Origin of the sequence: Streptomyces sp. SCPE 10, assembly GCF_051980735.1 — a bacterium.
GTDB classification, from domain to species: Bacteria; Actinomycetota; Actinomycetes; order Streptomycetales; family Streptomycetaceae; genus Streptomyces; species Streptomyces misionensis.
The window spans coordinates 7,894,551-7,915,798 of sequence record NZ_CP197069.1; the positions used below are offsets into that span (position 1 = coordinate 7,894,551).

A 21,248-nucleotide genomic window follows, 5' to 3' on the forward strand; every position below is an offset into this window, starting at 1 on the left:
CGCGGTCAGGAGCCTGTCGGTGTCAGGTCCTGCAAGCCCACCACCCGCAGCAGTTGCAAGCGCTCGTACGACTCCGTGCCGGGGCGTGCCGTGTGGATGACGAGCTGCTGGTTGTGGTCGGAGTTGACGAGGACCTCGCAGTCGAGTTCGAGGATGCCGATCGCAGGGTGCCGGAAGCGTTTCGTGGAGGCGCGGCGTACGGCAACCTCGTGTTCGTTCCAAAGGTGGGCGAACTCCGCGCTCGCGGCACGTAGTTCGGCGACGAGGGCGGCGGGTTCGGGGTCCGTGGGGCGGGCCGAGGCCACTGCTCGCAGACCGGCCACCAGCTCGCGGGCGCGCTCCGGGCGGTCCTCGGGCGGGAACAGTTCGCTGGCCGCCGGGTCCAGGAAGAAGTGGCGGATGATATTGCGTCCTTGGGGCGGACGGGCGAGGACGTCTCCGCTCAGCGCACGTGACAGCGCGTTCTGGGCCAGGACCTCGCCGCAGTCGGTGGCCACCATCGCCGGGTTGTCGTGCAGCCGGTCCAGCACAAGGAGCAGGGCCGGGCGCACGTGCCTGCTGGTCGCCTCCCGGCGCGGCGGCTCCTCCCCGGTGAGGTGGAAGAGGTGGTCGCGTTCGTCCTCCGTCAGGCGCAGGGCGCGGGCCAGCGCGGTGAGCATCTGGCGGGACGGGCGCGGGCCCCGGGACTGTTCCAGTCGCGTGTAGTAGTCCACGGACATGCCGGCCAGCTGGGCCACCTCCTCGCGGCGCAGCCCCGGCGTACGGCGGCGGGCCGTGGCCGTGAGGCCCACGTCGGAGGGGGTTAGGCGGGCGCGGGCGCGGCGCAGGAAGTCGGCGAGTTCGGCTCGGTTCACCTCTCCAGGGTGCGGGATGCCGGCCGGCTCATCCAGGGACCCGCGATCCCCTGATCAAGAGGTCTCTCCCCCTCGTCCCCGCGTAGGCGGAGACTCGTCGTCGACCACAGGTGACACAGGACGTGAGGAGCACATCGTGCTGACATTGGTGACCGGTACGACGGGACAGGTCGGACGCCGCTTCGTGCCGAGGCTGCTGGCCCAGCGGCAGCCGGACGAGCAGGTGCGGGTCCTGGTGCGGGACGCGGCCCGCGGTGAGCGCTTCGCGCAGCTGGGCGCCCAGGTCGCCGTGGGGGACATGCGCGACGAGGAGACACTCGGCAAGGCGCTCGCCGGCGTGGACGCCGTCGTGAACGTCGCCGCGTCCTTCCGCGGAGTGCCGGACGAGGAGGCGTGGGCCGTCAACCGGGACGCCGCGGTGGCCCTGGGCCGCGCCGCGCGGGCCATGGGCGTGGAACGGTTCGTGCAGGTCAGCACGAACAACGTGTACGGCCTCGGGCGGGGCCGCCCGCTGACCGAGGAGGACGAGAGCCGGCCGGGCGGCTCGATGTGGGGTGCCTACCCCGAGTCCAAGGCCGAGGCCGAGCGCGAACTGCTCGCGCTCGAGGACCTGGACGTACGCATCGGACGGCTCCCCTTCGTCTACGGCGAGGGCGACCCGCACCTCGCCGACTCCTTGCACTGGGCTGCCCGTTGGGCGCCGCACCAGCGCCTCCAGATGGCCCACCACGCGGATGTCGCTCAGGGCCTGATGCGTCTGCTGTACGCCCCGGGCATCGCCGGCCGGATCTACAACATCGCGGATGACGCCCCCGTCACGACGATCGAGCTGTACCAGCTCAACGGCGTCGAGGTACCCGCCGGGCTCCACGAGCTCACGGACCCCGACCCGTGGCTCGGGATCGTGTCCAACCAGCGGATCCGCCGGGAGCTGGGCTTCCGGCCGATCTACCCAAGCGTCTGGACGGCCCGGGACGCCGGAGCCCTGTGACGGTCACCGCGCCCGGCGGCCCGCCCGTCGAGAGCCAGGGGCGGGACGACCAGGGAGTTGCGGATCGGGCCCGTGAAGACGATCGCTTGGCCCCCAGGGGTGAGCGGGCCGCGGGCCCGGCTCCGCACGGCGGAGCGGTCAGACGGTCTTGACCGTGGTGCCCGCGCCTTCGAGTGCTGTGACTTCCGCGGCGGGTGCGGTGGTGTCGGTGACGAGGGTGTGCAGGAGGGCGGCGGGGCCGACGTAGGCGTAGGCGGTCCGGCCGAGTTTGGCGCCGTCGGCGGCGGCGATGGTGCGGCGGGCCGAGGCGATGCCCGCTTTCTTCACCGCGGCGTCGTCGAGGTCGTAGGCGGTCAGCCCGTCGGCCGCACTCAGTCCGCAGCAGCCGATGACGGCCGTGTCGAAGCGCAGGGCGGCCAGGGAGGCGAGGGTGAGGGGGCCGGTGAGGGCTCCCTCGGCGGCGCGGGGCTGTCCGCCGGGCACGACCAGTGTGGCCGGGCCGGGTGTCTCGCCGAGCAGGTGGATGGCCTGGAGGGACAGCGGCATCACGGTGACGGGCCGCTCGCGCAGGAGGCGGGCGACCTCCAGGCAGGTGGTGCCGCTGTCGAGCAGGACGCTCTCGCCGTCGGCGATGAGCGCGCAGACCTCGGCTGCGATCCGGCGTTTGGTGTCGACCGATTCGTGGGCGCGCAGCGCGAAAGGGGGCTCCTCGCCGCGGAGCAGCAGGGTGCGTGCCCCACCGCGGACGCGTTCGAGGACGCCCTGGGCGGCGAGCGTGTCGAGGTCGCGGCGGATGGTCATCTCCGAGGCGCCGGTCAGCTCGGCGAGCTCTTGGACCGTGGCGCCACCGGAGTCCCTGACGGCCTTCGCGATCAGTCCGTGCCGGTCTGCGTTGCTCATACCGCGATTGAACACCACCGGAAAACAAACAATCAATCTGTTCATTAGCTAGGCTTTCGAACATGGATGATGGTCGTTACGGTGGGGGCATGGAACGATCGCTTCGAGCCGCCCGTGTGGCGACCTACATCTACTTCGTCCTGTGCGGCACCTTGATGGGCATCTGGGTGGTGCACATCCCCGCGATCGAGGACCGTGTGGGCATCAGCCACGCCACCCTCGGCGGCCTGCTGGTGCTGCTCGGGCTCGGAGCCTTCATCGGGATGCGGGTGGCCGGGCCCCTGACCGACCGCCTGGGCTCCCGCGTCGTGGTCCCCGCCGGCGGCATCCTGTGCGGTGCCGCCCTGGCCCTGCCCGGTCTCGCCCGGGATCCGTGGACCCTGGCCGGCGCGCTGCTGGTCTTCGGGTTCTGCAACGGCTGCCTGGACGTGAGCATGAACGCCCACGCCGTGCACGTGGAGAAGGCGTACGGCCGTCCCGTCATGTCGGGCTTTCACGCCACGTTCTCCGTCGGCGGCGTCCTCGCCTCGCTCGTCGGAGCGGGCGCGGCGAGCGCCGGCCTGAACCCGGCCGCGGGCATGGCCGCCATGGGAGCCGTGGGCATCGTGATCGCCCTGGCCTCGGCACGCGCCCTGCTGCCCGCCGCCGAGAGCCCCGACGCCGGCTCCGGCTCCGCCACGGAGCCGGACGCGGCACCGGCCGCCAGGCACCGCGGCACCAGGGGGCGGGTCTGGCTGCTGGCCGCCCTGGCGCTGATGGTCATGCTGTGCGAGGGCGCCGCCAACGACTGGAGCGCCCTGCACCTCAAGGACGTCCTCGGCGCACCCGCCGGCACGGCCGCCTTCGGGTACGGCACCTTCGCCGCGGCCATGACCCTCGGCCGGCTGCTCGCGGACCGCTTCGTCGCCCGGTTCGGTTCCATGGCGATCCTGCGCTGCGGCGCGGCCACGGCCGCCGCCGGCATCACACTCGTGGCCCTCGGCCCGTGGATGTGGGCCGCGTTCGCCGGCTGGGCACTGTTCGGGCTGGGCCTGTCGGGCTGTGTACCGCAGCTGTTCAGCGCGGCCGGGCACGCCGATCCCGCGGCCGCCGGCGCCAACGTCTCCCGCGTTGCCGGACTCGGCTACGTCGGCATGCTCGCCGGCCCCGCCGTCATCGGCTGGCTGACCCACCTCGTCGCCCTGAACCACGCCTTCGTCCTGCTGACCCTGCTGTGCGTGACCACCGCCGTGGGCGCCCGCGTCCTGCGCACCGGAGCCGTCCACACCCGCGAGAGTGAGCCGGCAGCCGGCATCCACTGACCGCTTGTGCGGCACGGACCTGACCCCGTGCCGCACAAGCCCCCCAGCCCCCCGGCCCGCCGAGGACCGGGAGGCCGAAATCCGCCGCCGTTCCCGAAGGAGCCCCTGATGCCCGAGCCCCACACCCGGCCCGCCCGCGGCCGCGTCGGCGTGCTGCTGCCCCGCGACCTCCCCGCCCGTGACGTGGTGCCGTACGCGCGGCGCGCCGAAGAACTGGGCTTCGAGCAGAGCTGGGTGGTGGAGGACCTCGGCTGGCGCGGCGGCATCGCCCAGGCCGCCACCGTCCTGGCCGCCACCACGCGCACCACCGTCGGCGTCGGCATCCTGCCCGCGGGCGCCCGCAACGTGTGCTTCACCGCGATGGAACTGGCCACCCTCGCCCAGCTCCATCCCGGGCGCCTGATCGCCGGCATCGGCCACGGCATGCCCGACTGGATGCGACAGGCCGGAAACCGGCCCGCCAGCCCACTGACACTGATCAAGGAATACACGACCGCCCTGCGTCTGCTCCTGCGCGGCGAACCCGGGCCCGCGGGCGGCCGCTACGTACGCTGCGAAGGCGTCGTCCTCACCGAGACCCCCCACCCCGAGGCCGTCCCGCCGGTCGTCCTGGGCGTGCGCGGCCCCCGCTCACAGCAAGCCGCGGGCGAAGTCGCCGACGGACTCCTCCTGGCCGAACCCGCCGCCCCCGCCTACATCACCGCCTCCCGCCGGCACCTGGACGGCGGCGCCGCCTCCGCCGCGGGCGACCGGGAGATCGTCACCTACGACGCAGCGGCCGTCGACGACGACGAGGAAACCGCCCTCACCCGCGTCCGCCCCGGTCTTGAGCCCATCGGCGAGCCGGACTGGGCCGCGCACATCGAACCCCTGCCCTTCGCCGCCGAGCTGCGCGCACACCGGGCCGCCTGCCCCGACGGCCGCGCGTTCGCCCGGACCATGCCCGCCGACTGGGTCCGTGAGCTGAGCATCGCCGGCACCCCCGACCAGGCCCGCGCAGCGATCGCCGCCCGTCACGCGGCCGGCGCGACCAGCGTCGTCCTCGCCCCCGTCGGCCCCGACCCCCTGGCATCCCTCGGTTGTCTCGCCCGCGCCCTGCCCCACCGCCGCTGACACCCGGCAAATGGCCCCGGAGAACCGGACCCTTGGCCCGCCGGGCTGGAGGGCCGTCGGCACGGGCTGCGCGACAGACCAGCTCCAGGCGCGGATCAGCCGCGACGTGGAGAACCGGCCCGACGGCCCCCTCCTCGTCGCCGACGACCAGGCCCTGGCCTCCGCGGAGTGCCCGCTGCCGGCCGTGAACAACCCGCTCGACGAGGACGGCGGTGCCCGAAGGCCGAGGCGGGCCCTGCTCCCGGGGGATCAGGCCGTGGCTTCGTCGAGGAGTTCCAGTACGTGCCGGTAGGGGCGGCCGGTGGCGCGGGTCATGCCCATCTCGCAGGTGCGGTTGCAGGAGACGTACGCGTCATGGGTGCCCGCGGTGATCTCGGCGGCCTGGGCGGCGGTGGCGCTCGCGGTGACCTCCGGGTGCAGCAGGCCGCGGTCGCCGGCGAATGCGCAGCAGCCCCAGTTGTCGGGCACGGTGACCTCGTCGCCCACCGCGGCGGCCACGGTGCGCAGGGCCCCGTCGATGCCCAGGTGCACGGTGGAGCAGGTGGGGTGCAGGGCGAGACGCGGCAGGCGGCGGGGCTCGGGGAGCGCGGGAAGCAGGTGCTCGGCCGTGAAGACGACGCTGTCGACGAAGCGCAGGGCGGCGAAGCGGGCGCGTTCGGACTCCGGGAGGGCGCCGGACAGTTGCTCCAGGCCGTGGGTGCAGGAGGACGCGTCGCAGACCACGGGCAGCCGGCCCCGGTCGCTCGCCTCCCACAGCGCCTGGAGCGTGCGGGCGGCCATGGCGCGATGGCCGGCGGTGTAGCCCTTGGACTGCCATGGGGTGCCGCAGCACAGGCCGGACAGCCCCTCGGGCACGACGACGGGCACACCGGCCCGGTCGCACAGCCGCAGGAAGGCCGCCGCCGCGCCGTCGGAGGCACCTTCTGCGGCGAAGACGCTGCCGATGCAGGCGGCGAAGAACACCGCCCGTGCCGCCCCGGGCCGCCGGGGCGCCGGACGGGCCGGGCCGCCGCGCGGAATGTCGTCGGCCCATTCGGGCACCAGTTCCCCGGCCCCGAGCCGCCGCACGGCGCCGGTCGCGGCGCGCACGGCCGGGGCGGGCACGGCATGTGCCGCGTCGAGTGCGAGGCGCACGCCCCGGACCGCGCCCGCCCAGTGCCGGGCCGTCACGCTCGCCGCGTGCTGTGCGGCGGCACCGTGGCGTTCGGCGCGCAGGCGCTTCATCACCGCGCCGGTGTCGATGGCGACCGGGCAGGCGGTGACGCAGAGGCTGTCGGCCGCGCAGCTGTCCACGGCCGCGTAGGCGTAGTCGGCTTCCAGCGCGCGGCGGCGTTCGTCCTCACCGGCGGCGGTGGCGAGCGCGATCTCGCGCCGCAGGGCGATGCGCTGGCGGGGCGTCGTGGTGGCGTCCGCCGTGGGGCAGACGGGTTCGCAGTAGCCGCACTCGACGCACGCGTCGACGGCGGGATCGACCTCGGGAACGCTCTTGAGGTCGCGCAGGTGCGCGGCCGGGTCGTCCTCCAGGAGCACACCCGGGTTGAGCACGCCGTGCGGGTCGCACAGCCGCTTCAACTCGCGCATGACGTCGTACAGTTCGTCGCCGTACTGGCGGCGGACGAAGGGAGCCATCGCCCGGCCGGTGCCGTGCTCGGCCTTCAGCGTGCCGCCGGCGTCCAGGACGAGGTCGACCATCGCGTCGGTGAACCGGGCGTATCGCTCGATCTCCGGGGCGGAGCCGAAGTCCTGGGTGAGCATGAAGTGCAGGTTGCCGTCGCGGGCGTGGCCGAAGATCACCGCGTCCTGGTAGCCGTGCCGGTCGAAGAGCCCGATCAGGCCCTCGCACGTGCGGGTGAGCCGTTCCATCGGCACCGCGATGTCCTCCAGCAGCGCGGTGGTGCCCGGACGGCGGGCGCCGGCGACCGCGGTGTACAGGCCCTTGCGCAGATGCCAGAGGCGCGCCCTGACGCGCGGGTCGCGCACCAACGTGGTGCCGGTGACGGTGGGCAGGCTGTCCAGCACCGGCTGCGCGGCGGCCACCCGCTCCTCAAGCGACGCGGGGTCGTCCTCGGCGAATTCGACCAGCAGGGCGGCGTGCCGCTCGACGCGCAGCCCGCGCACTTCGTCGACGGGGTCGGGGGAGCGCTGCGCCACCCGCAGTGACGCGGCGTCGAGGAGCTCGGCGGTGCGGGCTCCGGCGGCCAGCAGCGCGGGCAGCGCGTCGGTGGCCTCGGCGAGCCCGGGCAGCACCAGCAGACCGGTGGCGGTGTGCGGCAGGAGGGGTACGGTACGGAAGACGGCCTCGCCGACGAAGCCGAGGGTGCCCTCGCTGCCGATCATGAGGTGGGCGAGGATGTCGGCGGGATCGGTGTGGTCCAGGAACGAGTTGAGGCCGTAGCCCATGGTGTTCTTCATCGAGAACAGCCGCTCGACGGTGGCGCGGGAACGTGCCGAGGCGCGGACGCGGTCGCGCAGCCCGAGCAGCCCCGCGTGCAGTTCGGGTTCACGGGCGCGCAGTTCCTGGTCGGCGTCGGGCGCCGCGGTGTCGACGACGGTGCCCGAGGGCAGCACGAACTGCAAGGACTCCATGGTCCGGTAGGCGTTGTCCCGGGTGCCGCACGTCATGCCGCTGGAGTTGTTGGCCACCATGCCGCCGATGGTGCAGGCGGACTCGCTCGCCGGGTCGGGGCCCAGCCTGCGCCCGTGGCGGGCGAGCCGCGCGTTGGCCTGACGCATCGTCAGTCCGGGTTGCAGACGGATGCGCAGGCCGTCGTCGAGGACCTCGGCGGCGCGCCAGTGACTGCGGACGTCCACGAGGATGCCGTCGCCGCCCGACTGCCCCGCCAGGCTGGTGCCGCCCGAACGGAACGTGAGTGGCACACCGGCCGCACGGGCCCCGGCCATCAGGGCGCCCACCTCGGCGGCGGAAACGGCTCGTACGACGGCCCGCGGGGTGAAGAGGTAGGGCGACGCGTCGTGCGCGGCGGCGATCCTGCGGGGCACGTCGGTGGTCACCCGGGCCGGGTCGCCTACGCACGTGGCCAGCATCTCGGCGAGGCCGGCGGCCCGCTCCGGGGCGTCCGGTGCTGCGGTGGGTGTGGCGGCGGTGCGACTCATGGATCCTCGCTGGTGGGCGGTTCAGTGGGCGGGACGGTCGACACGTAGCAGGCGCGGTGGCCGTACGGCGGGTTCGGGCAGGCGCAACGGCGTCGAGCCGGGGGTGATGCTGCCGAGCAGCGTGGCGCGGCGGGCGCCGGTGCCCGAGGGCAGGGTGCCGGGCAGCCCGTGCACCGTGAGGAAGCCGAGGACGGCGAAGGCCAGGGCCTCCTTGGCGTCGGAGGGCAGGCCCAGGTCGTCACTGGGGCGCAGCCGCACACCGGGCAGTTCCTGTTCGATCATGCGCATGAGCACCGGGTTCCGGGTGCCGCCGCCGGAGACGACGAGTTCGCTGACCTTGTGGGCGCGGCAGGCGTCGGCCACGGTGATGGCGGTGAGCCGGGTCAGGGTGGCCAGCACGTCATCGGCGTCCGGGGTGGGCGCGGTCTCCAGCGCCCGGAGCAGGTAGGGCAGGTGGAAGTGCTCCTTCCCGGTGCTCTTGGGAGCGGGCCTGCGGTAGTAGGGGTCGCCCAGGAGAGCGCGCAGCAGGTGCGGGTTGGTGCGGCCGGCGGCGGCCCTGCGTCCGTCCTCGTCGTAGGCGGCGGCGCCGCCCGTGAAGTGCCGTACGGCCGCGTCCAGCAGGGCGTTGGCGGGGCCGGTGTCGAAGGCCAGCGGTTCGGCACCGGGTGCGAGGACGGTCATGTTGGCGATGCCGCCCAGGTTCAGCGCGGCAGGCGTGCCGGGCAGGGCGTGCAGCAGCAGCGCGTCGGTCATGCCGACCAGCGGGGCGCCCTGCCCGCCCGCCGCCACGTCCCGGCTGCGCAGATCGGAGACCACCGGGAGCCCGGTGGCCTCGGCGATCCACGCGGGCTGGCCCAGTTGGAGGGTGCCGCGGACGGTACCGTCCTCGACCCAGTGGTGCAGGGTCTGCCCGTGCGAGACCACGAGGTCGGCGGTGCCGTCGCACAGCTCCCGCAGGGCGCGCGCGGCCGCGCCGGCGAAGGCCTGGCCGACGCCGGTGTCCAGCGCGCAGATGGCCTGTGTGGTCGTCGCGGCGGGCGGCAAGGTGGCGGCGATGAGGTCGCGCAGGTCGTCGTGGTAGGGGACGGAGAGGTGCCCGAGGGGTCGCAGGAAGAGGGTCTCGCCGTCCAGGGTGAGGTCCGCGGCGGCGACCTCGATGGCGTCGAACGAGGTGCCCGACATCAGGCCGATCACACGCACGGCGCCTCCTGGCACTCGGTCCGCCGCGAAGGCGGGGTCGGCTGCGGTTGCGGCATGGCTTGTCTCCCGAGGGGCCGTTGGTGCGAGACCGGTGCGGGACCGGGGGACGGCCCCGCACCGGCCGAGGTGTGTGACGTCACTTCCGGTCGGCCACCGCCACGACGGGGTCGGCGCCCGGCCCGCTGTCGCCCACCGCGGCCTCGGTGGTCTCGGGGGCGCGGTGGAACAGGCTCATCAGGCCGCCGACGGCCAGGGTGATCACCACGCCGATCGGTACGAGCCACTGGGCGGCGATCGCCGTCGGCACGGTGGCTCCGGCCACGGTGACGTCGATCTTGACGCCGCGCACGATGTACGTCATCACGCCGATCGTCACCAGGAAGGCCACGACGGAGTCGGTCTCGTTGGCGCGCCGGACGATGCGCCCGAGCAGGAACGCGCCGAGCAGGGCGCCGTAGGTGTAGCCCGCGATCGTCAGCCCCGTCAGATACACATTGCCCGTACTGGTACTGAAGGCGCAGGCGAAGACGGCCATCAGCACGGCCCACACCAGCGTCATCACCCGGGCGAGTTTCAGCAGCGACTTCTCGGAGGGCGTGCTGCGGAAGAAACTGTGGATGATGTCGGCGACCGTCGAGTTCGACATGGAGTTCAGCGCCGAGGACAAGGAGCCCATCGCGGCGCCGAGGATGCCCGCCACGAGCAGACCGGAGATCACCACGGGCAGTCCGTGCAGGATGAAGCTCGGGTAGAGGTTGTCGGTGCTGCTGAGGCCCAGTGCCTTGAAGTCCTTGCCCTGGTTGTACGACCACAGCAGAGCGCCGACGAGCGAGAAGGCGGCGAACTGGAGGGTGACGAAGACACCGGAGGCGATCATGGCCTTCTGGCCGTCGCGCAGCGAGCGGGTGGCCAGGACGCGCTGGACGATCAACTGGTCGGAGCCGTGGCTGGCCATGGCGAAGATGGCGCCGCCGACGATCGCGGTGGGCAGGGCGAACGGGCTGGTCAGAATGTGCGCCAGGGTGAAGTCGGTGTCGAACAGCCTGAAGTGGCCGCTGTGCAGCGCCTGTGAGAACCCGTCCGCTCCGACATGGCCGGACAGTACGGCGATGGCGAGGACCGCGCCGCCCAGGTACAGGCCCATCTGGATGGCGTCGGTCCAGATGACGGCCTTGATTCCGCCGAGGTAGGTGTAGGCGACGGTGATCACCGTGAGCACGATGATGATCAGCCGGTAGCTCGCGTGCACACCGAACTCGTCGAGCAGCAGCTTGATCGGGATGGCGGAGGCGAACAGCCGGACGCCCTCCGCGAGGAGCCGGGTGAAGACGAACGTCACCGAGGCGAGCCCCTGCAGCTTCAGCCCGAATCTGTTGCCCAGGTACTGGTAGGCGCTGACGAAGCCGCCGCGCTTGTACAGGGGGATCAGGACGGTGGCCACGACGACGCGGCCGATGACGTAGCCGAGGGCCAGTTCGACGTTTCCGAAGCCCTGCCCGCTGTACGCGCCGCCAGGCACGCTGATGACGGTGAGCACGCTGGTCTCGGTGGCCACCACGGAGAACGAGACCGTCCACCACGGCATGCTGCCTTCGCCGACGAAGTAGTCCTTCGAGGTGCTCTGCCGGCCGGCCAGGCGCAGTCCGATCACGGCGATCGCCACCAGATAGACGACGATCACCACGAGGTCTAGTTGGCGCATGCGCACTCCTGAGATACGGCCGACGTTGTCACCGGCGGGGTGGGGGCAGTGAGCGTCGCTCGCCGTACACGGGCGACGTGGGGTTCGTGCGGCGCCGACGCGTCCAGGGCCAGGAGGCGCGCGCCGTCCAGCGGATCCCCGAGCGGGGGCCGCGGGTCGAGAGGGTGTGGGGAGCCGGCCAGCGCCGACCGCAGCGGGCCGAGGAGCGGTTCGCCGAGGCCGGTGAGCCCACCGGTGACCGTGACGGCGAGGGCGCCGCCTCCGCCGATGCGACGGGCGGCGGCGAGCACGGTCTCGCCGAGCGCCGCGGCCGCGGACCGGACGATCGCGTTTGCCGTCGTGTCGCCCGCGGCGGCCGCCCGGGCCACGTCCGGGGCGAAGGACGCCACGGTACGGGCAGGGTTGCCCCCGCGGCCGACCGCCGAGGGCAGCAGGCCGGGTTCGCCGAAGCGTTTGACGGCGGCGGCCAGCAACGCGGTGCCCGGTCCGCGCCCGTCATGGGCCCGCAGTGCGGCCCGCAGCCCGGCCGCGCCGATCCAGGCATCACTGCCCTCGTCGCCGAGCCAGGGCCCCCAGCCGTCGACGCGGGCGTACGAGCCGTCGTCCCCGATGCCGATCGCGACGGATCCGGTGCCGATCGCGAGGACCACGCCGGTGCGGCCGCCGAGGGCGCCCGCGTGAGCGGTGACCGCGTCGCTGGTCACCGCCACCTCGTTCGCGGCGAGATCCTCCAGGAGCAGGCGGGCCAGGGCATGGGCCGCCTCGGGTGCGGCGGCCGCCCCTGCGGCGCCCACGCAGACCGCCGCCGGTCGCAGCGACGGTTCCCGGTCCAGGAGGGGGAGGACGGCGGCGCGCACGGCGGCATGGGCGGTCGCCACTCCGTCATCGGCGGCGAGTCCGGGGGCCCCGGGCACCTCGTGGACCCTCTGGGCGTGCCCGCCGTCGTCGTTCCACAACACGGCACGGCAGCCGGTCTTCCCCAGGTCCACCGCTACTGCAGTTGTCATACGGCATGCCTTCGCGTCTGCGGGGATGTATCGCGACGGGTGGTCACAGATCGGCCGGAATGCGACCGGACCGGATCGCGGTCCAGCGAGTATCAGGAGGCTTGCCTGGAGAAGTCAATAAGTAACCTCGCGAAAGATGAAAGCGTAAATTTTTGACCCGCGCGCCGGGCCCTGGTTACCGTGTGACCGAGCCCCTCAGAAGGGAGCGGCCCCATGGCCCGCCGTGAACCACTTCGCGCACCGGCCCAGCCGGCGGACGACGCCTCCCCCGCCGAGGTCCTGACGCGCATTCGGATGGCGCTGCCGTCCCTGGCCCCGGCGGAGCGGCGGGTGGCCGAGGCTGTCCTCGCCGGTCCTGGACAGGCGTCGGAACTGTCCATCAGCGCGCTCGGCGAACGGGCCGACACCTCGGTGGCCACGGTGATGCGCTTCTGCCGGGGCATAGGGATCACCAGCTACCCGCAGTTGCGTCTCTCGCTGGCCGCGGCGGCGGCCAGCGAGCACGCCCTCGGCGGCGAACGCCCGGTGCCGGGCACCGACATCAGCGCCACGGACACGCTGGGCGAGATCGTCGGCAAGATCGTCTACAACGAGGTGCGTGCCCTGGAGGACACCGGGGCCGGGCTGGACGTGGAGGCACTGGGCCACGCGGTCGAGGCCGTGGCCGGCGCCCGACGGGTCGACATCTTCGGCGCCGGCGCCAGCGCCTTCGTCGGCCAGGACCTGCACCAGAAGCTCCACCGCATCGGTCACATGGCGTTCGTCTGGACCGACCGGCACGCCGCCCTCACCGCCGCCGCCCTCCTCGGACCCGGCGACGTCGCCCTGGCCATCTCCCACTCCGGGGAGACCGAGGACACCATCGAGCCCCTCCAGGCCGCCGCGGCGCGCGGCGCCACCACCATCGCCCTGACCAACGCGGCGCGCTCCACCCTGGCCAAGAGCGCGGACCTCGTGCTGACGACCTGCGCCCGGGAGACTCCCTTCCGCTCCGGCGCGACCGTCAGCCGCATCGCTCAACTCGCGCTCATCGACTGCCTGTTCGTCGGTGTCGCCCAGCGCTCTTTCGACGCCACGACCGCGGCCCTGCAGAAGACCCACGGGGCCGTCCAGCGTCGCACGCGCCGGCAGCCGCGGCGCCGTCCTCCGGCCGGCGACTGACCGCCCGCCCCCTACCCGCCTGTCAGCGCCACCACGAAAGGACGTCCACGTCGTGGACCTCAGCACACTCGGCACCGAGACGCGCAACGAGCGGACCGCCGAACTGGACCGCATGCCGGTCTCCGAACTGCTCTCGGTCATGAACGCCGAAGACCAGACCGTCGCCCTCGCCGTACGCGACGCCCTCCCGGAGATCGGGAGTGCCGTCGAGGCGATCACCGAGTCCCTGCGGCGAGGCGGACGGCTGATCTACCTCGGTGCCGGCACCAGTGGCCGCATCGGTTTGCTGGACGCCGTCGAGTGCCCCCCGACCTTCGGCACCTCCCCCGATCAGGTCGTCGGTCTGCTCTCCGGCGGACCGGGAGCCTTCGTGGTGGCGGTCGAGGGAGCCGAGGACCAACCCGCCAGAGCGATCGCCGACCTCGACGAGACGGGCGTGAACGACCGGGACACGGTGGTCGGACTCGCCGCCAGCGGCCGCACCCCCTACGTCGTCGGAGGTCTGCGGCACGCCGCCGCCAAGGGGGCGGTCACCGTGTCGGTCGCCTGCAACCGCGACGCGGTGGTCAGCCGCTACGCCGACATCCCGATCGAGGTCCCCACCGGTCCCGAGATCCTCACCGGATCGACCCGGCTCAAGGCCGGCACCGCCGAGAAGATGGTCTGCAACATGCTCTCGACCGCCTCGATGGTGCGCCTCGGCAAGGTCTACGGCAATCTCATGGTCGACGTGCGGGCCAGCAACGACAAGCTCGTCGACCGGGCCCGCCGTATGGTCGTCGAGGCCACGGGCGCCGACTCCCGCACCGCCGCGGAGGCCCTGCGGGCGGCCGGCGGCCACGCCAAGACGGCTGTCGTCATGCTCTTGGCCCACTGCACCGCCGAGGAGGCCGTCCGGCGCCTCGACGAGGCCCGCGGCGACACACGCGCGGCCGTCGGCTGCCGCTGAACCACACCGGGGCGTTCGCCATGCCGACCGCCACCGGGGACGATCAGTGGTCGTCACCCTCGTGAAGCTCGGCCACGTAGCCACCGGGGAACTGCACCATCGCGCTGGTGCGGCCCTGGGAGGCGTACGGTCCCCAGAGCACCTTCGCGCCCGCGACCTCAGCCCTGTGCAAGGTCGAGGCGAGGTCCGTCACCGCGTAGCCGGTGGTCTCCCGCCCGAAGGGGTACGGCAGGTGCCCATCGGTCACGCTGACCACCGTGTTGCCGAAGGGGGAGCTGATGGTGACGCGGCGGTACGTCTCGGCGGGCACACCGATCTGGCCCCCATCGGCGGACCGGTCGTCGGAGACGATCCGGCCGCCGGTGAACCGCAGGTACGAGGTGAGGAACGCCCTCGCCGAGTCGCGGGTCAGATAGACACGGTTGTCCGGCACGGTCTCCAACGGCGCGTAGGACGGAGCCTTGGTGTGCCAGTACAGCTGGGCGTTGACGCCGCCTGGAAACTGGACGACCGCGTCGCGGCCGATGGGATCGTCGAAGGGCGCCACGACGACGTCCGCCCCGCTCGACCGGGCCCGCCGTACGCCCTTGTCGAAGTCGCTCATCAGCCAGCCGGTGCGTTCGGCGCCGAACGGGTAGGGGACCGGCGTGCGGAAGTCGAAGACGGACAGGGTGCCGACAGGGGAGAGGACCAGTTCCGACACGGTCGTGCTGGGCGTGGGCGTGACGTCCGTGACGACCTTGGTGGTGTGGGTCCCGCCGAAGACCGCCTCCCAGCAGGTGACGAACGCGTCCATCGCGCCGGGGGTGACGTAGACGTGCGTGGTGTCGTACTGCGGCCCCACCGCTGTGGTCGCCTCCGGGAGTCGAGCAGCGCTGTTCGGGCTCGCGGCCGACGACGGAGCCGCGAATCCGCCGACGCTCACCACCAGCAGTAACGCAGGCAGCAACCGCACCATCGCCTTGCGCTTGTTCATTTACCGTTCCCTTCCACCTGATCATCGGGCGTGATGGGAAGAGAACGTAGACAACAAACCCGGCGCCGAGTGTTCTTGCAGGGCTGCGGACCTTGACCGTCCGGGCACAGCCCCCAGCCCTCACCGACCTCGCCGACCGCATGGGAGACCGTACGACCAGGTCTCGAGCCGCTGAAGGCCGTGGCACCGTCAGGCGGTCGCTCTGGCGGCCACGAGCATGTCGAGGGAGGTCTGCCACAGGCGGGCCGCGTTCCGAGGGTCCACGGCGTGGGCGGCCACTCCCCGGCGCACGCCGGGCCGGTGCGGGCCGGCCTCGTTGCAGTCCTCGAAGTACCGGCCGGTCACGCCCTCGACCAACGGGGAGGCCGCGAGGAGCACCGAGGTCGCCGCGCCCTGCTCGATGGTCTTCCAGGACACGTCGGTGCTGGTGGCCTCGAAGGAGGCCGGGCTGTTGGAGATGTCCCCGATGTGGCGGCCGAGGCGGGTGCTGGTGATGCGGCCCGGGTTGAGGGCGTTGACGGCGATCAGGTCGGACGCCCAGCGGCGGGCCGCCTCGACCGTGAACAGGACGTTGGCGGTCTTGGACTGGCTGTAGGCCGCCCACGGGTCGTAGGGGTGCTGATCGAAGTTGATGTCGTCGAAGAGGACGTCGCCGTTGACGTGGCCGACCGAGCTGACGGCGACCACGCGTGCGCCGTGGGCTGCTGTCAGGGCGCCGTGCAGGCCGGTCGCGAGGGCGAAGTGGCCGAGGTGGTTGGTGGCGAACTGCATCTCCCAGCCCTCCTTCGTCCGCTGGAGCGGCGACGCCATCACGCCGGCGTTGAGGACCAGGATGTGCAGCGGCCCCCGCCATGCCTCGACGAAGGCGCGCACCGACGTCTGGTCGGCGAGGTCGAGCATCGCGGCGCGCACCGTTCCCGGGCCGCCCGCCGGGGCGATCTCCTCGGCGGCCTGTTCGCCCGCCGCCAGGTCACGGACGCCGATGGTCACCTCGGCGCCGGCGGCGGCCAGGACACGCGCGGTCTCGCGCCCGATGCCGGAGCCTGCTCCGGTGACGATGGCACGCCGGCCACTGAGGTCGATACCGGCCAGCACCTCGGCGGCGGTCGTCTGCGCGCCGAACGGGGTGGTGATGAGGTTGTCGTTCATGCGGCTCGTCCAGAAGGTCGGTGGAATGGGGCCGAGCGCACGGCCGATGGCGCGGAGACGGGGCGCCGTCGTAGGCTCGGATCCGGAACTGGTTCCGGTTCGGCTTCGAGAGTAAGCGGAACCAGTTCCGCTTGCAAGTGTGTCAGGAAGGGAGTCGGGAATGACCGGCCGCGAGGGGGAGGCAGCACGGCCCCGCAGGGCCCTGCGCGCCGACGCGCAGCGCAACGAGGACCGGCTGCTGGAAGCAGCGGCGGTCGCCTTCGCCCGGGAGGGCGCGGGCGCCTCGGTCAAGGACATCGCCCGTGCGGCGGGCGTCGGTGTCGGCACGCTCTACCGCCGGTTCCCGTCCAAGGAGCTGCTGATCGAGGCGGTCTACCGACAGGAGGTGCGGCGCCTGTGCGAGGCGGCACCGCACCTCACGGCCGCACAGCCACCGCTGGACGCGCTGCGGTCCTGGATGGAGCGCTTCATCGACTTCATGGCCGCCAAGCAGGGCATGGCCGACGCGCTGGCCGTGGTGTTGACCGACGACAGCGAGAAGCTGCACACCCGGGCCCTGCTCGCCGACGCCATCACACACCTGCTCACCGCTTTGGAGGACCGGTCAGTGGCGCGGCCGGGTGTCGATGCCCAGGACGTGCTGATGGCCCTCGGCGGGATCAGCCTCATGGCCGCCAGCGAGGAGCGGCGCGACCTGGCCACCAGACTCATCGACCTGCTTCTGCACGGCATCGTGACGAACTGATGGGCTCGTCCTCCCGCGATGCGGGCGAGGTCGCGCAGCCCGTCGTCCGGTAGTTAGCCTGAATTCGTACCGGGGCACCGATGAGGCGTCGACCGCGATCGACCGCGATGGGCGGGGCGGGCGCCCCGGGGCGGTGTTCCGGCAAACGCCGGCCCACGTCGGACGCCGGTCTCCCCCCGTTCACAGCCGCGCGCCCGATGGGCGGGCGTGGACGTCCCCCGCCGCTCTTCGACGCGTCGGCGACCGCGGCATGGAGCGTGCCCACGTGAGCACCCGGCCGGGGCCGGCACGGCATTCGCACAGAGGGAGATTCCCATGACCGAGAGCCACGCGCGGACCTCGGCCATCCCCGGCGTTCTGGTCGATCCGCTGCGCAACCGTGGCGTGGCCTTCACCCCGGAGGATCGCGAGGCCCTCGGCCTCACCGGGCGCCTGCCGTCCGGAGTGCTCGCACTCGAGCAGCAGGCTCAGCGTGCCTACCAGCAGATGCAGGCGCAGAGCGGCGACCTGGCCAAGAACGTCTATCTGGAACAGCTCCACGACCGCAACGAGACCCTGTACTTCAGGGTCCTCGTCGAGCATCTCGTGGAGCTCCTGCCCATCGTCTACGACCCCACCGTGGGCGAGGCGATCGAGAAGTACTCCCACGAGTACCGCAGCCCGCGCGGCGTCTTCCTGTCCATCGACCGGCCCGACGACATGGAGAAGGCCTTCGCCACGCTTCGGCTCGGGTCTGGGGACGTCGACTTGATCGTGTGCACGGACGCGGAGGAGATCCTGGGGATCGGTGACTGGGGTGTGGGAGGGATCCAGATCTCGGTCGGCAAGCTCGCCGTCTACACGGCGGCCGCCGGCATCGACCCGCGCCGCGTCGTTCCCGTGTCGCTGGACGTGGGCACGGACCGTAGGTCGCTGTTGGAGGATCCGCTGTACCTGGGCAACCGGCACCACCGCGTTCGTGGCGCTGATTACGACGCGTTCATCGAGAGGTACCTGGAGACGGCGTCGTCCACGTTCCCCGACGCGCTGCTGCACTTCGAGGACTTCGGTCCCGGCAACGCACGGCGGATCCTGGAGCAGTACGGCGGCCGCTATCGGATCTTCAACGACGACATGCAGGGCACCGGAGCCATCACGCTGGCCGCCGCCCTGTCCGCCGTCAAGGTCAGCGGTGTGCGGATGCGGGACCAGAAACTGGTCGTCTTCGGCGCGGGGACCGCCGGGGTGGGCATCGCCGACCAGCTGTGCGACGCGATGGTCCGCGACGGTGCGGATCCGAAGCAGGCCGCCGCACACGTGTGGCTGATCGACAAACAGGGCCTGCTCACCCGCGGCATGGACGGCCTGCGTGACTTCCAGCAGCCCTACGCGCGCGATCCGGACGAGGTCGCGGACTGGGCGCGGGACGACGGCGCGATCTCGCTGCTGGAAACGGTGCGCCGGGTCGAACCCACCATCTTGCTGGGCACTTCCACCGTGCACGGCGCCTTCACCCGCGAGGTCGTCCAGGCCATGTCCGAGGGCACCGAGCGGCCGATCGTCTTCCCGCTCTCCAATCCCACCTCCCGGATCGAGGCCATGCCCGCCGACGTCATCGCCTGGTCCGGGGGAAAGGCGCTGGTGGCGGCCGGCATCCCCGTCCCACCCGTGGAATACGACGGTACGACCTACCAGATCGGGCAGGCCAACAACGCGCTGCTGTACCCGGGACTGGGCCTGGGCACGATCGTCTCCGGGGCGTCCCAGGTGACTTCGGGCATGCTGCTTGCGGCGGCGCAGGCCGTCGCGGACCAGGTCGACCCGTCGGGGCCGGGCGGATCCCTGCTGCCACCCGTGGAAAACCTTCGGGAGTCCTCGGCGGTCACCGCGACCGCGGTGGCCAAGGCGGCGCTGGACGACGGCGTGGCCACCAGCAAGCCGACCGACGTCTCCAAGGCCGTCCGGGAAGCCATGTGGCAGCCGGTCTACACCGACGGAGCCACGGCATGAGCACGGAGCACTCCGCGGCCGACCGGGCCGACCGGGCCGACTGGGCCGGGCGGGCCGGTTCAGGACGAAGCCCCGACGACCCCACAACGGTCCCTGATCCCTTTCTCCATCGAGCACGACTGGATGCCCGAAGTGCTCCACCACGCTTACCGCTGCGTTGGAGCGTTCGGTGGGGAGGAGAGCGGAGTGGGCGTGTCCGCGTCGAGGGCCGCGGCGCGCAGGGCGGCTGCCACGCGGGTGACCGGCTCACTCGGCGGCTGGGGGAGACGGGCCAGGAGCAGCCGTCGTTGTTCCCGGGGGCCGCCTCGGACGGGGAGGATGCGTACGCCCGGTGGTGCGGCCGGGGCGAGGGTGGCGGGTACGGTGGTCAGTCCGAAGCCGGCCGCGACGAGGTGGAGCTTGGCGAGCCAGTCACGTGCGGTGTGCGCGATGTCGGGCCGCTCGTCCAGGCCCGGCCAGACACCCATCAGCCGGTCCTCTCCCGAGGAGGAGCCTGCGATCCAGCGCTGCCCGCGCAGGTCGGCCACGTCGACGAAGTCGCCGCGGGCGAGCGGGTGGGTGGCGGGCACGGCCAGACGCAGGGCCCGTTCGGTGAGGGTCTGCACGGCGAGCGGCGGCGTCTCCGTGTCCGGCGGTCTGAACGGCGGCGCGGAACCGAGCAGAGCCAGATCGAGACGGTCGGCCCGTAGGGCGCGCACCAGTGCCGGCGTGCTTCCCTCCCGGCCGACGACATGCAGGTCGGGGTCCGTCCGGCGGAGGGCGGCAAGGGCCCGCGGCACCAGCACCGCGCCGGCGCTGGGGAACCATCCCAGGCGGACGGTCCCGGTTTGACCTGGCAGGCCGGACAGTTCGCGTGCGGTCGCTTCGATCTGGTCGAGCACGATCGTGGCGCGGTTCATGACGACGCGGCCGGCCGCGGTGAGCCGTACTCCCTCGCGGCGCCGCTCCAGCAACTCGGCGCCCGCCGCCCGTTCGATCGCCGCGATCTGCCGGGACACCGCCGACTGCGTGTAGCCCAGCGAGGCGGCGGCCGCGGTGAAGGTTCCCTGCTCGGCCACGGCGCGGAAGACGCGCAGGGCGGTCAACGACACATCCGTGAAGTCCATGACGTTTACGCATAGCAGATGTTCTGAACTTTCGTTGGACTCATGGACAGCGGGTTCCTAGCGTGGCTTGCATGCATGCTTCTCGTATCGCCCTGGTCACCGGCGCGAACCAGGGGCTCGGGCGCGCCCTGGTCGAAGGACTGGCGGCTCGCATGAACCCGAACGACCTCGTCCTGCTCACCGGTCGCAACCCCCGGCGCGTGACGGACGCCGCGCGCGAGGTCGCGGGACTGCCTGGCACGCGTGCCCGCGTCGAGGGCCGGGTCCTGGACGTCACCGACACCGATGCCATCGCCCGTCTCGCCGAAGAGCTGCGGGCCCGGTTCGGAGGGGTCGACGTGGTGGTCTCCAACGCGGTCGCCCGCTTGTTGCCCGAGGAGTCGCAGGCGGAGCGGGCAGATGAGTTCATCGACGTCTCCAACGTGGCCACCCATGCGGTCCTGCGCTCCTTCGGCCCGGTCCTGCGGCCGGGGGGCCGGCTGCTCGTCGTGGCCAGCAGCCTGGGCACTCTCGGCCATCTCAGCCCGCGGCTGCACCATCTGTTCGACGGCGCGAGCCTCGACCAGGTCCAGTACGCCGTGGAGTCCTGGCGCGGCGCCATCCACAACGGAACGGCGCAGGAGGCCGGTTGGCCCCGCTGGCTGAACGTGCCCTCGAAGGTGGCGCAGGTCGCCGCCGTCCGCGCGGTCGCGGCCGAACGCCGCGAGCAGGACCTCGCCTCCGGCACTTTGATCGCGGCCGTGTGCCCCGGCATGGTCGACACCGCCACCTCGCGCCCCTGGTTCAGCGCATACAGCCACGCCCAGTCACCGGCCCAAGCCGCCGAGGCCCTGCTCGACCTCGTCCTCACCGACGGCGTCGACCCCGCTTTGTACGGCGAGTTGATCCGTTTCGGCAAGGTCCTGCCCTGGCGCGGCGGCACGCCGCCGGTCGAACAGGACCGGATGCTCACCCCCTGACAAGCCGTTCACTCGCTTCACAGCACACCACA

The 21,248-nt window shown here is 72.5% G+C and carries 17 protein-coding genes; 8 read left to right on the forward strand and 9 right to left on the reverse strand.

What is annotated here, in order from left to right; all coding sequences use genetic code 11:
* Positions 1–5: 5 nt before the first annotated feature.
* The gene (locus ACSP97_RS35805) at positions 6–854 is read right to left on the reverse strand and encodes a helix-turn-helix transcriptional regulator (RefSeq protein ID WP_440555944.1); all 849 of its coding nucleotides are present in this window, start codon (positions 852–854) and stop codon (positions 6–8) included.
* A 136-nt stretch (positions 855–990) separates the two neighbouring features.
* On the opposite strand from ACSP97_RS35805, the gene ACSP97_RS35810 reads away from it, so the two are divergent.
* Positions 991–1,845, forward strand: coding sequence for an NAD-dependent epimerase/dehydratase family protein (locus ACSP97_RS35810; RefSeq protein WP_355151841.1), 855 nt, complete (start codon positions 991–993; stop codon positions 1,843–1,845).
* A 138-nt stretch (positions 1,846–1,983) separates the two neighbouring features.
* Here the strand turns inward: ACSP97_RS35810 and ACSP97_RS35815 are convergent, their stop codons facing one another.
* On the reverse strand, positions 1,984–2,745 hold the full coding sequence (locus ACSP97_RS35815) for a DeoR/GlpR family DNA-binding transcription regulator (RefSeq protein WP_440555945.1): 762 nt from the start codon (positions 2,743–2,745) through the stop codon (positions 1,984–1,986).
* Between the two features lie 89 nt (positions 2,746–2,834).
* On the opposite strand from ACSP97_RS35815, the gene ACSP97_RS35820 reads away from it, so the two are divergent.
* Together ACSP97_RS35820 and ACSP97_RS35825 are read left to right on the forward strand one after the other, a co-directional pair.
* Complete coding sequence (locus tag ACSP97_RS35820; RefSeq protein WP_355328950.1) at positions 2,835–4,046, forward strand: MFS transporter; 1,212 nt, start codon at positions 2,835–2,837, stop codon at positions 4,044–4,046.
* Between the two features lie 108 nt (positions 4,047–4,154).
* Positions 4,155–5,159, forward strand: a complete 1,005-nt coding sequence (locus tag ACSP97_RS35825) for an LLM class flavin-dependent oxidoreductase (RefSeq protein WP_440555946.1) — start codon at positions 4,155–4,157, stop codon at positions 5,157–5,159.
* A gap of 249 nt (positions 5,160–5,408) precedes the next feature.
* Here ACSP97_RS35825 and ACSP97_RS35830 read toward each other — a convergent pair whose 3' ends face one another.
* The 4 genes from ACSP97_RS35830 to ACSP97_RS35845 all read right to left on the reverse strand — a co-directional run bounded on the left by ACSP97_RS35830 (position 5,409) and on the right by ACSP97_RS35845 (position 12,182).
* The gene (locus tag ACSP97_RS35830; protein ID WP_440555947.1) at positions 5,409–8,273 is read right to left on the reverse strand and encodes an FAD-binding and (Fe-S)-binding domain-containing protein; all 2,865 of its coding nucleotides are present in this window, start codon (positions 8,271–8,273) and stop codon (positions 5,409–5,411) included.
* A gap of 21 nt (positions 8,274–8,294) precedes the next feature.
* The gene (locus tag ACSP97_RS35835; protein ID WP_440555948.1) at positions 8,295–9,473 is read right to left on the reverse strand and encodes an anhydro-N-acetylmuramic acid kinase; all 1,179 of its coding nucleotides are present in this window, start codon (positions 9,471–9,473) and stop codon (positions 8,295–8,297) included.
* Positions 9,474–9,609: 136 nt separating this feature from the next.
* The gene (locus ACSP97_RS35840) at positions 9,610–11,175 is read right to left on the reverse strand and encodes a sodium:solute symporter (RefSeq protein ID WP_388295539.1); all 1,566 of its coding nucleotides are present in this window, start codon (positions 11,173–11,175) and stop codon (positions 9,610–9,612) included.
* Entirely contained in the window at positions 11,163–12,182 is a 1,020-nt protein-coding gene (locus ACSP97_RS35845) for an N-acetylglucosamine kinase (RefSeq protein ID WP_440555949.1), read from the reverse strand. The genes ACSP97_RS35840 and ACSP97_RS35845 overlap by 13 nt, the downstream gene beginning before the upstream one ends.
* Before the next feature lie 213 nt (positions 12,183–12,395).
* Here ACSP97_RS35845 and ACSP97_RS35850 point away from each other — a divergent pair, with 213 nt between their 5' ends.
* Together ACSP97_RS35850 and murQ are read left to right on the forward strand one after the other, a co-directional pair.
* A complete protein-coding gene (locus ACSP97_RS35850; RefSeq protein WP_355527463.1) occupies positions 12,396–13,343 on the forward strand; it encodes a MurR/RpiR family transcriptional regulator in 948 nt (315 codons plus the stop codon).
* 52 nt (positions 13,344–13,395) lie between these two features.
* Positions 13,396–14,292, forward strand: a complete 897-nt coding sequence (gene murQ / locus ACSP97_RS35855; RefSeq protein WP_388295543.1) for an N-acetylmuramic acid 6-phosphate etherase — start codon at positions 13,396–13,398, stop codon at positions 14,290–14,292.
* Between the two features lie 43 nt (positions 14,293–14,335).
* Here the strand turns inward: murQ and ACSP97_RS35860 are convergent, their stop codons facing one another.
* Positions 14,336–15,268, reverse strand: coding sequence for a glyoxalase (locus ACSP97_RS35860; RefSeq protein ID WP_388295545.1), 933 nt, complete (start codon positions 15,266–15,268; stop codon positions 14,336–14,338).
* Positions 15,269–15,457: 189 nt separating this feature from the next.
* Positions 15,458–16,417, reverse strand: coding sequence for an SDR family NAD(P)-dependent oxidoreductase (locus tag ACSP97_RS35865; RefSeq protein ID WP_388295547.1), 960 nt, complete (start codon positions 16,415–16,417; stop codon positions 15,458–15,460).
* Between the two features lie 160 nt (positions 16,418–16,577).
* Here ACSP97_RS35865 and ACSP97_RS35870 point away from each other — a divergent pair, with 160 nt between their 5' ends.
* The gene (locus ACSP97_RS35870) at positions 16,578–17,162 is read left to right on the forward strand and encodes a TetR/AcrR family transcriptional regulator (RefSeq protein ID WP_388295549.1); all 585 of its coding nucleotides are present in this window, start codon (positions 16,578–16,580) and stop codon (positions 17,160–17,162) included.
* A gap of 315 nt (positions 17,163–17,477) precedes the next feature.
* Entirely contained in the window at positions 17,478–19,151 is a 1,674-nt protein-coding gene (locus tag ACSP97_RS35875) for an NAD-dependent malic enzyme (protein WP_440555950.1), read from the forward strand.
* Positions 19,152–19,297: 146 nt separating this feature from the next.
* Here ACSP97_RS35875 and ACSP97_RS35880 read toward each other — a convergent pair whose 3' ends face one another.
* The gene (locus ACSP97_RS35880; protein ID WP_355151827.1) at positions 19,298–20,257 is read right to left on the reverse strand and encodes a LysR family transcriptional regulator; all 960 of its coding nucleotides are present in this window, start codon (positions 20,255–20,257) and stop codon (positions 19,298–19,300) included.
* 71 nt (positions 20,258–20,328) lie between these two features.
* On the opposite strand from ACSP97_RS35880, the gene ACSP97_RS35885 reads away from it, so the two are divergent.
* Entirely contained in the window at positions 20,329–21,216 is an 888-nt protein-coding gene (locus ACSP97_RS35885) for an SDR family NAD(P)-dependent oxidoreductase (RefSeq protein ID WP_355527455.1), read from the forward strand.
* Positions 21,217–21,248 lie beyond the last annotated feature (32 nt).